This window comes from Neolewinella antarctica (genome assembly GCF_011927835.1).
GTDB lineage: Bacteria > Bacteroidota > Bacteroidia > Chitinophagales > Saprospiraceae > Neolewinella > Neolewinella antarctica.
In genome coordinates this window covers 16,702-31,044 of record NZ_JAATJH010000004.1, presented here as the reverse complement: position 1 = coordinate 31,044, position 14,343 = coordinate 16,702, and the positions used below count along the sequence as shown (strand labels likewise).

Annotated in this window: 8 protein-coding genes and 1 pseudogene; 5 read left to right on the top strand and 4 right to left on the bottom strand. The window is 52.5% G+C overall.

Translation table 11 applies throughout. The features are described 5' to 3' along the window. Positions 1-101: 101 nt before the first annotated feature. The 3 genes from GGR27_RS12340 to GGR27_RS12330 all read right to left on the bottom strand — a co-directional run bounded on the left by GGR27_RS12340 (position 102) and on the right by GGR27_RS12330 (position 5,553). A complete protein-coding gene (locus tag GGR27_RS12340; protein WP_168037772.1) occupies positions 102-2,372 on the bottom strand; it encodes a T9SS type B sorting domain-containing protein in 2,271 nt (756 codons plus the stop codon). 234 nt (positions 2,373-2,606) lie between these two features. Continuing rightward, positions 2,607-3,626, bottom strand: a complete 1,020-nt coding sequence (locus GGR27_RS12335; protein WP_168037771.1) for a hypothetical protein — start codon at positions 3,624-3,626, stop codon at positions 2,607-2,609. Next, entirely contained in the window at positions 3,619-5,553 is a 1,935-nt protein-coding gene (locus GGR27_RS12330; protein WP_168037770.1) for a phospholipase D-like domain-containing protein, read from the bottom strand. Before GGR27_RS12330 ends, GGR27_RS12335 begins: the two co-directional genes overlap by 8 nt. Before the next feature lie 309 nt (positions 5,554-5,862). Between GGR27_RS12330 and GGR27_RS20595 the strand changes: the two are divergent. From GGR27_RS20595 to treY, 4 genes and pseudogenes are all read left to right on the top strand, one after another. Further along, positions 5,863-6,147 (top strand): annotated as a pseudogene (locus GGR27_RS20595) (5-methylcytosine restriction system specificity protein McrC); the annotation flags it as partial. A gap of 3 nt (positions 6,148-6,150) precedes the next feature. Then, the gene (locus tag GGR27_RS20095) at positions 6,151-6,375 is read left to right on the top strand and encodes a hypothetical protein (RefSeq protein ID WP_245184655.1); all 225 of its coding nucleotides are present in this window, start codon (positions 6,151-6,153) and stop codon (positions 6,373-6,375) included. 586 nt (positions 6,376-6,961) lie between these two features. After that, on the top strand, positions 6,962-8,770 hold the full coding sequence (gene treZ, locus GGR27_RS12320; protein WP_168037769.1) for a malto-oligosyltrehalose trehalohydrolase: 1,809 nt from the start codon (positions 6,962-6,964) through the stop codon (positions 8,768-8,770). 3 nt (positions 8,771-8,773) lie between these two features. After that, on the top strand, positions 8,774-10,981 hold the full coding sequence (treY, locus tag GGR27_RS12315; protein ID WP_168037768.1) for a malto-oligosyltrehalose synthase: 2,208 nt from the start codon (positions 8,774-8,776) through the stop codon (positions 10,979-10,981). Here the strand turns inward: treY and GGR27_RS12310 are convergent. Next, entirely contained in the window at positions 10,978-12,237 is a 1,260-nt protein-coding gene (locus GGR27_RS12310) for an ATP-binding protein (RefSeq protein ID WP_168037767.1), read from the bottom strand. The two genes, treY and GGR27_RS12310, sit on opposite strands and share 4 nt — an antisense overlap. A 367-nt stretch (positions 12,238-12,604) precedes the next feature. Here GGR27_RS12310 and GGR27_RS12305 point away from each other — a divergent pair, with 367 nt between their 5' ends. Beyond that, positions 12,605-14,314 carry a glycoside hydrolase family 13 protein gene (locus tag GGR27_RS12305; RefSeq protein WP_168037766.1) on the top strand — a complete coding sequence of 570 codons (1,710 nt, stop codon included), beginning with the start codon at positions 12,605-12,607 and terminating at the stop codon, positions 14,312-14,314. The last annotated feature ends 29 nt before the right edge of the window (positions 14,315-14,343 follow it).

The following is a 14,343-nucleotide window of genomic DNA, read 5'->3' as shown; positions in this document are numbered from 1 at the left end:
TTGCGGTAGTATTATCTGACTACTTAAAGTAGCAAAATTATGCAGCATTAATCAGATTAAAATGCATATCCACTCTTTCGACTCGCGCAGTAACTTCGCCCTCACCGAACCAACAAAACCACCCCACCCCGCACCCGCGTCCGCGCCACCTCCCGCTCATCCGCCCCGGCAACCGACACCTTGTACAAGTAAGCCCCCGCCGGCACCAGCGCCCCGGCAACGCACCCGTCCCAAGCCGGCTTATCCCCGGTAGAACTGAAAAGCAGCCCGCCCCACCGGTCGTACACCTCCAACCGCACGGCCGTGAAATCAACCGCGTACACTTCGAAGACATCATTCACCCCGTCCCCGTTCGGACTGAAGGCGGACGGCACGTAAAACCGCGTCGGACAAAACTGACGTACGAACGTAGAATCCGTCGCCACGCACCCGTTCTCGTCGGTGACCGTGACGGAATAAGTGTCTTCAGCATCGACTTGGATCGGATTCTCCGTGGCTCCAGTATTCCACTGATAAGCGGAAAATGCCCCGGCGTCGAGCAGCGAAGTTTCTCCCCGGCGCGCGCAGAACGACGCGTCGCGCGTAAGCTCAACCGCGGGCAGGTCGTCCACCCGCACCACCACCTCGGCCGGGAATGTCCGGCACCCGTTTACGTTGCCGACGACCGCGTAAACACCCTCATTTTCGGATGCGGCGGACGGCAAGTTGACGACTTGGGTAGCTTCGGTAAAGTCGTTCGGCCCCGTCCACTCGTAGCGGGCGTCGGGTAAATCGAAAGCGGCGAGCTCAACGGGAAATCCGGCGCAAACACTCAGATCGGGAGAAGCTTCCAGCGCCTGACGCGCGGTAACGGCGACTTCCCTAAAGTTAGTGTCCAGCGTGCCGAGGCACCGGTCTTCCGTGACGAGGCGTACGGGGAAGTTCCCCACCCGATCGTAGCTGCGGGGGAAGGTGGCGCGGGTGTCGACGGAGCCGTCCTCCAGCGTCCACTCGTGGCGGAACCGGAGGGTATCCAAGCCGGTGTCGAAGCGGACCGTATCCCCGAGGCAACCACCCTCGGCAATCGGATTGGCGTTGATGTTGCGGAACGCCGCCCCGCCACCGTAGGCGTAACTTTCCGCATTCCCGTAGCCGTAAACCGTCACGATCACCCCGCAGCCGGAGGAGGTGATCGTGTGGCCGCCGGCGCTGACCGGCACGCGGGCGAAGGCGTACTCCCCGTCGGGGCCGATTTCCGCCGGCACGGGTAAGGGCCGCCCGTCGAGCGTGATGCCCGCTTCGTCCCCCGCGCGGAAGGTGATGTTGAGATAGTTCTCGACGATGTCCTCCAGGTTGGAGTTATAGACCGTGACCGTGTCGAGCGTTTGGGTGAGGTCGTTGAGCAGGAAAAAGGAGGGGTCGCCCAGTCCGCCGGGGTGTCCGTTGCAGGATAACCCGAGTAAATACTGTCCGGCCAACACGGGTTTGTCGCTGCGAATGGCCAGGGCTTCCCGCGCCGAAAAGTCCCGGAATTCCCCCGCGTCGAGCACAAAAGTTTGGTTCGCCCCGCCGGATACGGTGACGGCCGTGCCGTCTTCGGAAGCGAGGATCCGGTAGAGGTTACTGGTGTTGCGCAGCGTCGGCACGCCGAGGTAGCGCGTCCCCCACTGGCTGATCGGGTAGTTGACTTCCAGCAGATTATCGAAGGCGGGGCAGGAGTTGTCGGGCACGCCGGACCACGATGCGCCGGCGTACAAAGCCACGGGTGCGGAGGCGGTTACGCGGGTGCCGGTCAGGTCATCGATGCCGGTCTCGGCGCGGACTTGGTAGACCTCCCCACGGTCCAGCACCACGTCGATCGATGCTTGCGCGTCGCGGCCGCGTTCGGTGGGGGCGGCGAGTTCGGTGATGCTGATTTCGGTCCCGTCGGTGGTCGCCACCACGGCAAAAGTAGAAGGATAGTTGACTTCTCCTCCGGACCGGCCGGTATAGGCTAAAACGCGGTAATCCGTCCCCAACGCCGGCGTCGGTAGCACCAGCGTGGCTTCGGAGCGGAATCCAAAATATTGATGAATATAAAGGGAGATTACCCCGGCGGATTCTATGTGTACGGCCGTTGTGGTCACCCTTTCGGAGCCCAATGTTTCGGCAGCTGCGGGCAGCATTACTTGAGCTACCGCATTGGCCGCTACGGAGAATTCGCTGCGGTAACCCGTGCCGGGTATGGTGATCGTGCCCGTCGTGGCCCGGCGGGCGGTGATGAGGGCTACTTTCCGGTTACCGGCGTCGCGGTGTTCGGGGAAGGTGAACCAGAAGTCCGTGCCTTCGCTGTTTTGGGCGCTGGCGCTGGTGCTGAAGAGGGTTAGGAGGAGCAGGGTTAGTAGGGGGCGCATGGCTAGTAAATATAGCTTGCTTTAAAGTTAGCCGTGTAGTTTTTTTTTAATCAGGTTTATGTTATTGTTGCGGCTTCGTGTTCAATCTCGTCTGTTTACACATTCTGATGAATTTGTAACGTATACCACCTCTAATGGCGTGTCATTCTTTGTTACATTTGAGTACTCACCTAGTGATTTATTTTGGAGAATACTCTACGAATTAGGTAGTATAAATAATTAACTCTATTGACATTACAACTCACTCCTAGGATCATAGCTTTCAACGAAATCTGTTATTGCATCCTCAATATCTTTAGAACTGTTGGCTGTTTCCACTACCTTAGCACGCTTTGCCCCCGACGCTTCAAAAAAGTCAAGCCAAAAAGCCTCCAAAATACTGTAGTCCGAAGGAATTTCTTTCACGCTACCACTCACGGATCGAGATCTGTCAAAAACTTCGAGTAAAAGTACTTCTACGTTTGCCAAATCCGGATTGTTTACTGGCGTAATTCCGAGTCCACTACTGTCTAGAATACTTCGTAAATCAGCATAAGCATCATCCTTACAATTGCACGCACGACGAAATTTCTTAAGCTGATAACTATTAAGCAATCGACAATTTCCTTTTGGACAAGAGCCGGAATGTTGACTAACATGCTCTAGGTAGCCATCCGTGATGATGATTAGGATGTTACGGCTTTTATCGACCGCTTTAGGCGAATTCGTAGGATTGGTTAGCTTGAAGTCCGATTTAGTGAGACCTTGTTGTAGGAAACCCCAAATATCTGAAGTATAGTAATTTCCTTTACTGCCTTCATACACTTGTTTAACAGTTTCTTGAAACTGTGCCAAGTCCTGATCTAGTGTTTTCTCAGATTTACCCCGAAGGTATTCAATTCGTCGCGCTTGATTAGTGCCAAAGGTTCCAAGATCAATAGTTAAGTATTCAGCCAAATCATTGAAATTGAGAATATCGCGCCGGTTGATCAGCTTAAGTGACAGGCGGTCCCTCTGCATTGCTATTCGGTTATACTGAGATAGAGACTTCTTGAAAGTAGAGGCTACCGCTTTGGTTACATCCTCATCAGTGATACTCCTGGGATAAAGATCACCATTTAGCCGATTGGAGAGATCTGTGGCAATGACAATATTATTGTGCCATATACTACGCGGTACTTCTTGCTCAGCAAAAAGTATTTCGGCATTATCATTTTGCTTGCAACTAACAAACAGAGTGAAAAACACTATTAAAACAAGATATTTATTATACAAGGTTTTGCTTTTTAAGGTCTAACCATTCAGCAGAAACTTGTCTGCCTTCTTTAACTTTCTCATCTGCTTTTGTAGCTGAAAACTCTCTGTAAAGCCACTCGGACCATCCACCCATTAAAATATCTATTCGACTGCGAAGCGCGCTTATATTGACTGGTATACGGTTTCTGTTCAAAGAATCGCTAATGTTTTGTTGACGACGTTCGAGCGCTAGCTTCTGGCGGTCTGTTTGATGTTCTATTTGTACTTGTTTTGACTCAGACTGATTTTTTAGGTGTGTTCTTCGTGTTTCTAACTGTGCTTGCTTACTATTCATATCAATTTGCTGCATGCGCAAGTTAGACCTTGTTTCTCCTAAATCAGCCTTTCCCACATTTAGAGCTTCAATCTCAGCTGTTAGTCGCTCTCTTTCTACTACGTTACGATTATGATTTACTGATCGGCTTAAAGCATTAAACTGTGAGTAAATATTCTCTAACAGAAAACCCCATAGCACATATGGAAGAGCTCCGATCATCAATATCGTGTAGAATCTTGCACTAGAGAAAATCATGACCCAATCCCAGTATTCTGAAACGCGACCTGCCTGATAGTCAATGTTATATACATTTTTTGCAATTAAATAGGCAAGAAAAATGTCAATCATTACAGGAGCCGTTATGCATAAGATCCTCTTCCAACCTGTCATCTTTACGTATAGCAGCCCAATCAAGATTGGGACTGATGTAAATAGCATGATAAAACTAAACGTCATGCTCCCCCGCTCCCATGCTAGTGAAATCGCCTCTGCATTGAATATTTCGACTTCCGGTAGTGTACCATACACGCTGAGAAATTCCATGGCGTCTTCTCGACCGTACATGATTGTGTATATTATGGAAGAATAAAATACGACGAGGTAAAGCGACACAATTCCTAGTATCAAGATCTCTGGAATTAGTCTCCGAGGAAAGGGCTGTGGTGTCTGATCTAAATTGATTTTATTTATTTTCTCTTGAGTGCTTTCAATTTTACGATCACATTCTGATATTTTAACCTCATCCACTGTTTTTTCCTCTTCCCTAATTTGGGATTTCTGGTACTCAGTGCGAACAATTTGTTGCTCCAAATCCGCTTCATCAGCTCGGAGCCCTGAACTCAATAACGCTAGACGGCGTTCGCACTCTTTGTCGATCATCACCCCCTCGCTGATAACAAGGTTTTTTAGTTCTCTCTCCAGCCGATCTCTTTCAGCTGGGTCAATTTCTGTGTCCCGGAGTAGCTGCTCATAGACGCTATCCAGTTTCATGTCCAACATTTCCGGATTACCTTGACTAGCTTTTGCTAAGCTTTCCCCTTCTTCTTTTAGCTCGTTGCGGTCGAAGTCGAGTACAGTGCTCTGTAAGTACTTCGAAATCCATTCGTCAACTGCATCAACAGCTTCTATTTCAGAACTAGTAGAAGAAAGGAGCTCTGTTGAACGAATATCATAGTTATTTGCTTGCTCTGTCGTCGTTTCTGACTCACTGAAATTCTTCCTTAGTCGAGTAAACTCACCAATAAACTTTTCAACAACTGCTATTTCTTCACTTATTTGTACATTTTCGCTATTATTTTTCCTGGCATTTACTGTCCAATTGTAAGATCCATTGATTACCAACTGCTCGTCTATCACACAGAACTTGTGCTGCATTCCACCGTAACCAGCTCTGGGATAACGCATTAGCTGTCCACCAGATTGGAGAAGAGATGAGTAGTCGATATCCCTGTTGGTTGGATTATCACTTATAATAACTTGAACATCTATTCCTGCCCGAGCTTTGCCTGCCAATAGTTCAATAAGTTCGTGATCGGTGAAAAAGGCTTGAGCCACATAAAGACTAGTCGTGGAAGCATGCAGGTGCTTGGATATAGACATAGCTATATCATTGAAAAGTACTGTACTCATAGTGTTCGTTGAAAGCCTCTCCTCTGTTAACGTAGATATACCTGCAGTCCACTAAAGTGGTTGCATAGCAAACGTAGACAGTTAAAATCTAAGCTTTGTGTTTGAGTTGTGAAGTGTGGTAAAAGGAAAGAACAAGGGTTGTCCCAACTAAAAGTTAGCGCATTCTTTGCTTTATAATTGATGCAATGTACGAAACATTAGTGTCTGTGTTGATACATCCATTGATGCTCTCGGTAAAAAAGTCAAAGTAGAGCACCGTCTACAATTTTGCCTGAGAACTCAATTTGACACATATCGGAACAGTAAGCTATACTTTTCGACGCCAACCGCCTCTGGGAATCCTTCCTCGAACGCACCCTCCGCCGCCACCTTCCCGGCCTCACCGTCAGTGGCCAATCCAGGACGTCCTATTGGCACAGCGAGCGCTACGGCCCCTCCACCCTGCGCCCCGACCTCACCATTTCCGACGCATTCGGCAACACGCTGGCCGTCTTAGACGCGAAGTGGAAAGTCCCGAAAAACGACCGGCCGGGGTCGGGTGATTTACAACAATTATACACTTACGCCTATCATTTAAATGCCCCCAAAGTAGCCCTGTTGTATCCGGAAACGGGGGCACGGACGCAGGTGCAAGGAAAGTTCGTGAAGAGCGAAGACGAGGGGGCGGAGCGAACTTGTGACGTATTATTTCTACCGCTTTCTCCCGGGTATTCCCGCCAAGATTGGCAGGCGGAGGTGGCTGCGCGGATTGCCGACTGGCTGGACTACGGGCAACCAGACCCGAAGGGCGGGGAGTCGATAGTTAGGACGCGTTTGCCGTGACGGTTCCATTAACCAGTAACCTTACGAAAACTAACGGTAACACTGACTTTAGTCAGGTCCCCGATTGCTACAGTATACACACGAATTTACGAGCTATGATTGCACGAGCGGTGGATGGGTTATCACTATCAGACTACCTGAGAATATCAGTACTTGTTAATCGTCCCTTGAGCCTGGCCAATGGTTTGGTACTTGGAAGGCGTAAAGGAATCTGTACTGTTTGAGCCACCACCAATTATGTACTAAAACCACTAGCTCAGGTTACCCAAAAGCGTTGTTCAAAAAATTAAGCGAGTAGGCGAGTTTACAGATTTTAGCCTTCCAAGTACCAAACCATTGATCAGCCAGGCTCACAGGACAAGAATTTTGCTCCTTTTTTTCCAAAAAGGAGGGCGAAACGGGCAGAAACGAGAATGATGTAAAAATGTATGCACACTGTAGCCCGGAAGCGCGTCTATTATAACGTAGGATATGGCCCTACGTTTTAGTTATCTTAGCCATAGGAGCTGCATCACTACAGCTAAATAATTTACTGATAAAGAGCTCATCAGCGGTAAAAAAGTAGCGAACCTTAAACCCCCAAACGGTGGTTCAACCACAAACATCCCTTAATCTGAAAACCTTCCCCAGCCTCCCCCTCGGCCCCCAACCACCCGACGCCCACGCCAAGCGCCGCTTCCGCGTCTGGGCTCCAAAACCCAGTCGTATCGAGTTGATCGTGGCCGGCAACACCCACCAGCTACAACCCGAAGGCCACGGGTATTTCATTAGCGACCCCATCCCGGCCCCGGCGGGCACGCGCTATCACTTTCGGCTGAATGATGACGATAAGGTTTATCCCGACCCGGCGGGGCGTTATTTACCAGACGGCGTACACGGTGCATCGGAAGTAGTGGATATTGCGTCCCGATTGCTAGCGGGACAAGTGCAAAGTTTTTCCGGACTAGCCCTCGACGAAGCCGTCATCTATGAACTACACATCGGTACGTTCACCGAAGCCGGCACCTTCGAGGCAGCGGAAGCAAAGCTGGATTACCTGAAAGATCTGGGCGTAAATTGCCTAGAACTAATGCCACTCGCCCAAACCCCGGGCGACCGCAACTGGGGCTACGACGTAGTCGCCCCCTTCGCCATTAGCCGTGCTTACGGAGGGCCAACTGGGCTCAAAAAATTCATCGACGCGGCTCACGAAAGGGGTATCGCCGTGCTGATCGACGTGATCTACAACCACCTCGGCCCGGAAGGGAATTACCTGCCAGCCTTCATGCCCGTCTTTACGGAAGCGCACCATACGCCCTGGGGATCGGCCATTAATTTCGACCGGGCGGGCTCCGACGGGGTGCGGAATTACTTTTTGCAGAACGTCCGGATGTGGCTGGAGGAATACGGGGCGGACGGGCTGCGGTTGGATGCCGTCCACGCTATCGTCGACGATTCGGCGGAGCATTTCCTAGCCAGTCTTTCCGCGGAAGCCGATCGGATCGGTGAAGAACAAAACAGAAAGATCATCCTGCTGGCGGAGTGCGATTTGAACGCACCCCGTTTCATTACCCCTAAAGATCAGGGTGGTTACGGTCTGACCGGACAGTGGGTCGATGAGTTTCACCACGCACTCCACGCCTTGCTTACCGGAGAGCAGAACGGTTATTATGAGGATTTCGGTAGCCTGGAGCAACTGGCGGCGGCACTCCGCGCCGGCTACGTCTATACCGGCCAGTATAGCCGGCACCGGCAACGGAATTTCGGTATTGACCCGGCGGCTCACGGTTTACGTCCAGGGCAGTTTACCGTCTTTTTGCAGAACCACGACCAAGTCGGTAACCGGATGATCGGTGACCGGTTGAGTACTAGTCTTGCCCAGGATAAATACTTACTAGCGGCGGCCACCTACCTGTTCTCTCCCTTCGTGCCGATGATCTGGATGGGGGAAGAGTACGGCGAAACCCGCCCGTTCCCCTACTTCGTTCACCACGGCGACGAGCCCCTGATCGAGGCCGTCCGGAAAGGGCGGGCGGCGGAGTTCAAGGCTTTCCAACGGCCCGGTTTGTCCGTGCCCGATCCGCAGGCGGAGGCTACTTTTACCAGCGCGAAATTATCCTGGCCGGAGGAGTCCCCCATCCTTGCTTTTTACCGTACTGCCTTGCACCTGCGACCGCGCCCTCCGAAAAGCTTTGACTTGATTGAAGTTGACCTAATTAAGAATAATACGGACGATGGCGGCGGCCTAACCTGGACCTGGAAAGGCTGGAACGCCCGTGCCTACGCTAATTTTACGGATGAGCCGATGACTATTCAGACCGGCGGCAATATCTTACTGAGTAACAATGATGCCAAGCAAAGCGGGGACAAAATGACCCTGCCCGCCTACGGATTCGCCCTCGTTTCAAAGACCTGAACCATGACCCAACCCACCGCCACCTACCGCCTCCAACTTCACGAGGGTTTTACCGTAAGCGACCTCCTAAAACAACTCGATTATCTCGACGAACTGGGCGTGGACACCTGCTACGCCAGCCCCATCCTCGCCGCCGCCCCGGGCTCTACCCACGGCTACGACGGCACCGACCCCAGCCGCCTGAACCCCGAAATCACCACCGAAAAAGACTGGGCAGAACTGCACCGCCGGCTAGCCGAACGGGGGATGCACTGGCTACAGGATATCGTGCCCAACCACCTGACCCTGCATCCCGATAATGCCTGGCTGCGCGACCTTTACACGAAGGGAAAAGACAGCGATTATTACCGTCATTTCGACGTCGACTGGGACCATCCGGATTTCGACGGCAAGATGATGCTGCCCGTCCTGCACGACGGCGGCGGCGACCTGAGCGCCTGGCCTACGCTAGAAAATGGTGAAACCGTCTACAAAGCCACGCATTGGAAAGAGGTGGACGAGCACCTGAACTACCGCCGCTTCTTCACGGTAAATTCCCTACTCGGCATCCGGGTGGAAGACGAAAAAGTATTCGCCGACGCGCACGAAAAGATCCTAGCCGAGATCCGCGCCGGCCGCATCCAACACCTCCGCCTCGACCACGTGGACGGGCTTTTGAACCCAACGGCTTATCTCCAAAAACTCCGCAAAGAAGTTGGCGAAGACGTAGGCATTTGGGTAGAGAAAATCCTGGAACCCGGCGAAAAACTACCAGCCGACTGGCCCGTCCAGGGAACGACCGGCTACGACTTCCTGGCCGCCGTGAATCGCCTGCTGACCAACGACGAATCCGCCACCACCTTTTCCGACCTCTACGAACGCCTGACTGGTGAGCCGTTGCCGGAGTACTCCGAATTGGTGTTTCGTAACAAGTTAATGTTGGTGGAAGAACACTTTCGTGGTGAGGTGGCTAATCTGCTGCGGCGTTGGAAAGAAGTGCTGCCGGAGGAGGTTTGGGAGCACGATTTCCGCGAGACATTGACCCATTTCCTGGCTGGTTTTCCACATTACCGTATTTACCCGGGTGGCGGTCCGCTGACTGAGGAGGAGTTGCGACACTGCCAGGAAGCTGCTCTGACGGTAAGTAAATACGCGCCCAAATATGGCCGTCAAGTACTCCGTTTTGTCGGTTGGCTGAGCGCACAGGATTTTCAGGACGAAGCGTTGGAAACCCTGCAACGCAGCCAACAATTGAGCGGTCCGCTAATGGCTAAAGGCGTGGAGGATACTACTTTTTACCAGTACTGGCGGCAGGCGCATTTAAACGAAGTCGGCAGCTCCGCCGCCCCGGCCGACCGAGTGACTATTCGGGCATTCCACAAATTCATTCTGGCCCGGGGGAAGAGTTCCATGAACGCCACGGCCACCCACGACACCAAACGGGGGGAAGATAGCCGTGCCCGCTTGCAGGCACTGACCTTTCACCCGGGAGAGTGGGAACGCTTCGTGAATCGCCTCCGGAACCGTATTGGTACCGGTGCCCTGAAGCCGCGCAGTTGGTACCTCGTCATCCAGAGTCTCATCGCCAGCTACCCGCTCGACCGTAGTGAGGACGCCGCAAACCTTCGTGACCGGGTGGACCGCTACCTCGAAAAAGCCCTCCGCGAAGGCAAAGAATTCAGTGATTGGGCCGAGCCGGATACCGATTACGAAACGGCGGTGAAAGACTTGGCCGCAAGAATTATGGACGACCGGGAACTCAGTGAAGCCCTACGGGGATTGCTGCGCCGGATTCAGCCGCAGGCACGCCACAACAGTTTTGCGCAGTTGGTGCTGAAGTGTACCGTCCCCGGCTTCCCGGATGTTTATCAGGGCACCGAAAGCTGGGATCTTAGTCTGGTCGACCCGGACAATCGTCGGCCGGTGGATTTTGACCGTCGGCGGGCTTGGTTGGAAGGAAAACGGGACCAGGAATACGATGCGCAGCCGAAAATCAAACTGTTGAAAACCTTGCTGACGCTGCGCCGCGATAATGCCGACTTCTTTGCCGAGGCGGATTACGAGCCGCTGGCGGAAGGGGACGTGGTGTTTGGTTTTGCGCGGACGCAGGGTGCAAAGCGTTTGGTCGTGAAGGTGGCTAAGCGGCCGGATACGGTGGTTAGTGGTCCGGACGGGGCGGATAATTTGTTGCCGGATAGTGGTGGATTGGGTTTGGGGGTTTGGTGGGCTTAGTACAACAAGCCAAACATCCAAAGCGGAATCTTATTCGCGTGCTCGGTACTCGTCGTATCCGCCACCACGAAATGATCATCGTTCTGGCCAATTTGTGCGAACCCCTTTTTAGGACCGCCCACTTCAAAGATGACGTGTCGCTCTGGGGTGAGAAAGGAAAAGTCGCCTTGCTTCGGAAGTCGAATCTCTGGTGGGACCAGACCTTTCGCATAGGTCAGTTGCTTAAGTTGACTAAGGAAAAAGGTTTCCCGGAGCGTCCCGGTAGTGACCTGTTGCGGGGCCAGGGCGTGCAGTAGATTTGGGTTATCCAGGTAGATCTTGTCTGGTTTACTAAGGGCGGAAGTACCTTTTGCTTCTTGCCGTAAAGACGTAATGATGCGGGCATCCTCCAGCAAGGACAGGTAGCGGAGTAAGGTGACCCGGCTGATTCCAGTACGCTCCGCCAGTTTAGATATGTTTGGTACGAAGGGCACCGACGAAGCAATGGCGTAGAGCAAACGGCCGAGTTTACCAGCGTTGACGGACGTACCATCCGTAGCGTAAGGAATATCGTGTTCCAGGACGGTTTGCACGGAACTGGTCAGACGATCGGCGTAGGTGATTAGTCCGTTCAAAAAGTAAGGATAGTATCCCCGCTGCCAGTATTCGGTGAGTAGAGGTAGTGGAGTAGGTAATAAGTCAGCTGATTCCTGGGCTATTTCACGGTGATGCGCTAACAGGTCAGACAGCGTAACTACCGGCAAGTTAATTTGGTGGCCCAGCAACAGATACTCCCGAAACGACAGCCCCGCAAGACGATAACTAAGGGCACGGCGGCTCAAGTCCGCCTGGCGATTGAGGATGCGCACCACCGAAGAGCCGGTCACGACAACTTTTAGGCGGCTGCGGTAGAGATCGTATACTTGCTTTAACTCTGAAGCCCAAGTGTCGTATCCGTAGCGATGTACTTCATCGATGAACAGATACTGACCACCATTCTCTAGAAAAGCTTCGACAAAATCAAGCAAGCGATTTGCCTGAAAGTACAAATCACCCATATCCACGTACAACGCTTGTTGCGGTGGTAATTCGAGTTCGGCCAGACGTTGCAGAAGCAACGTCGTCTTGCCTACGCCGCGCGGCCCCAGCAAAATGACCAACGGATCTTCCCACTGAATTTCGCGCAGTAGTGGACGCGTATAAGTAGAGCTTACTTGCTTGAGTGCTGCTTCGGACCGTCGATATAGTTGCTCCAAGTTGTTTAACGGACTATACATATTTGCACCTTATTTGTTTAACGCATTAAACAATAACAAGAATAAATTACTTCAAACCCATTAAAACCCCCATTTTCCCGTCGCTCACTTTAAATTTACACAAATCGTATAAGATTTAAAGTCACCGTGTCCTTCTTAGGCCCGGAGGGTCGTCTCTCGTAGCGTGGGGATGCTTCCCCACGTTTTAGATTATCCATAATTTTGATTATCCACAATTTTGGTTACCCACAATTTTGGTTATCACAATTTCAGATTAACCATCATTCCAAATAACCCACCGTTTCGGATTATCCACCAATCTACGTTACCGATATTGGCCCCATCGTTTCCAGCCATCCACATTTTAGCCCCCCCAAAAAACACCCCCATGTCCACCCACCCCTGGTACAAATCCGCCATAATCTACCAAATCTACCCCCGCAGTTTCCAGGACACCACCGGCGACGGCATCGGCGACCTACGCGGAATAATAAACCGCCTGGATTACGTTGCCAGCCTCGGCATAACCGCCGTCTGGCTAAACCCCGTCTACCCCAGCCCCAACGACGACAACGGCTACGACGTCAGCGACTACCGCGGCATTATGCTCGAATTCGGCACCATGGCCGACTTCGACGAACTCCTCACCGGCCTCCACGCCCGCGGCATCAAACTGGTCATGGACCTCGTCGTCAACCACAGCTCCGACGAGCACCGCTGGTTCCAAGAAAGCCGCAAAAGCCGCGACAACGAATACCGTGACTACTACCACTGGTGGCCCGCCGAAAAAGGCACCCCACCCGCCCGCTTCAGCTACTTCGACCCCACCGGTGGCTGGACTTACGACGAAACCACCAACGCCTACTACCTCCACTATTTCGGCCACAAACAGCCCGACCTCAACTGGCAAAACCCGAAAGTCCGGGAAGAGGTAAAGGACGTGATGCGCTTCTGGCTAGACAAGGGCGTGGACGGCTTCCGAATGGACGCCTTTCAGTTCGTGGGTAAAGACACTACTTATCCGGAACTGCCCCCGACAACCGCCGCCAACGCCGTAGCCGTGTACGGGTTGCGGCCGGAAGTCCACGGCTACTTGCGCGAGATCAAGCGGGAAGTGATGGACCACTATGATGCCTTCACGGTAGCCGAAGGTGCCGGCTCCACGATTCAGGACGCCGTAGATCTTTCGAGCCCTGAGCGGGAGGAACTCAACATGGTCTACCACTTTGAAATAGCGGATTACGCCGCCAAAAAAGAGCGCTTCGACCTGATCGGCCTCAAGGCATTATTTACCAAGTGGGATCAAGGTTTAGCCGGCAAAGGTTGGGACTCTATTTACCTCGGCAACCACGACGTCCCCCGCATGGTCAGCAAGTACGGCAACGACTCGCCCGAGCACCGCGTCGCCTCCGCCAAATGCCTCAACACCCTGCTGCTCACCATGCGCGGCACCACGTTTACCTACCAGGGCGACGAGCTCGGCATGACCAACGTCGATTGGCCCACCATCGAGCCCTACCGCGATCTCCAGGCCCGTAATCAGTACAAGACAGCCCTCGAACGCGGCGACGATATGAACGAGCACCTATCCTTTTTAAATAAATTCAGCAGGGATAATGCGCGGACGCCGGTGCAATGGTCGGACAAAAGCAATGCCGGTTTCACCACCGCCGAGCCCTGGATCGGCGTTAATCCGAATTACCGATCCATCAATGTGGTAGCCCAGGAAGCGGACCCAAACAGTGTACTCCACCACTTCCGCCAATTAACGGCGCTCCGGAAGGCATACCCAGTACTAGTGCACGGCGGATACGAACCAATTTTACCGGAGGATGGGCGCATATTCGCTTATGTCCGGACGCTCGATGAAGCAAGTTTATTCGTAGCGATGAACTGGTCGGAAGAAACCGTTGATTGTGTACTACCGGAACTTTTTGTCGGCGGGCGGCCATTGGTAGATAATTACGGATCGGCTAATGGTGAAGAAGATATAGATTCGAATGAGGTGAATTATTCCTCTTTAAATCTACAAACTTCTTCCTTCTGCCTATCACCCTGGCAAGCCGTCGTACTACAGTCATCCACACCCAAACCTTAGCGGAGTCCGCAACGCAGCATATCATTTTA

What these genes read in the sequence shown, in the direction of transcription:
- GGR27_RS12340 (WP_168037772.1), bottom strand. Translation starts at nt 2,372, where the DNA reads ATGCGCCCCCTACTAACCCTGCTCCTCCTAACCCTCTTCAGCACCAGC.
- GGR27_RS12330 (WP_168037770.1), bottom strand. Translation starts at nt 5,553, where the DNA reads ATGAGTACAGTACTTTTCAATGATATAGCTATGTCTATATCCAAGCAC.
- GGR27_RS12305 (WP_168037766.1), top strand. Translation starts at nt 12,605, where the DNA reads ATGTCCACCCACCCCTGGTACAAATCCGCCATAATCTACCAAATCTAC.
- GGR27_RS12310 (WP_168037767.1), bottom strand. Translation starts at nt 12,237, where the DNA reads ATGTATAGTCCGTTAAACAACTTGGAGCAACTATATCGACGGTCCGAA.
- treY (WP_168037768.1), top strand. Translation starts at nt 8,774, where the DNA reads ATGACCCAACCCACCGCCACCTACCGCCTCCAACTTCACGAGGGTTTT.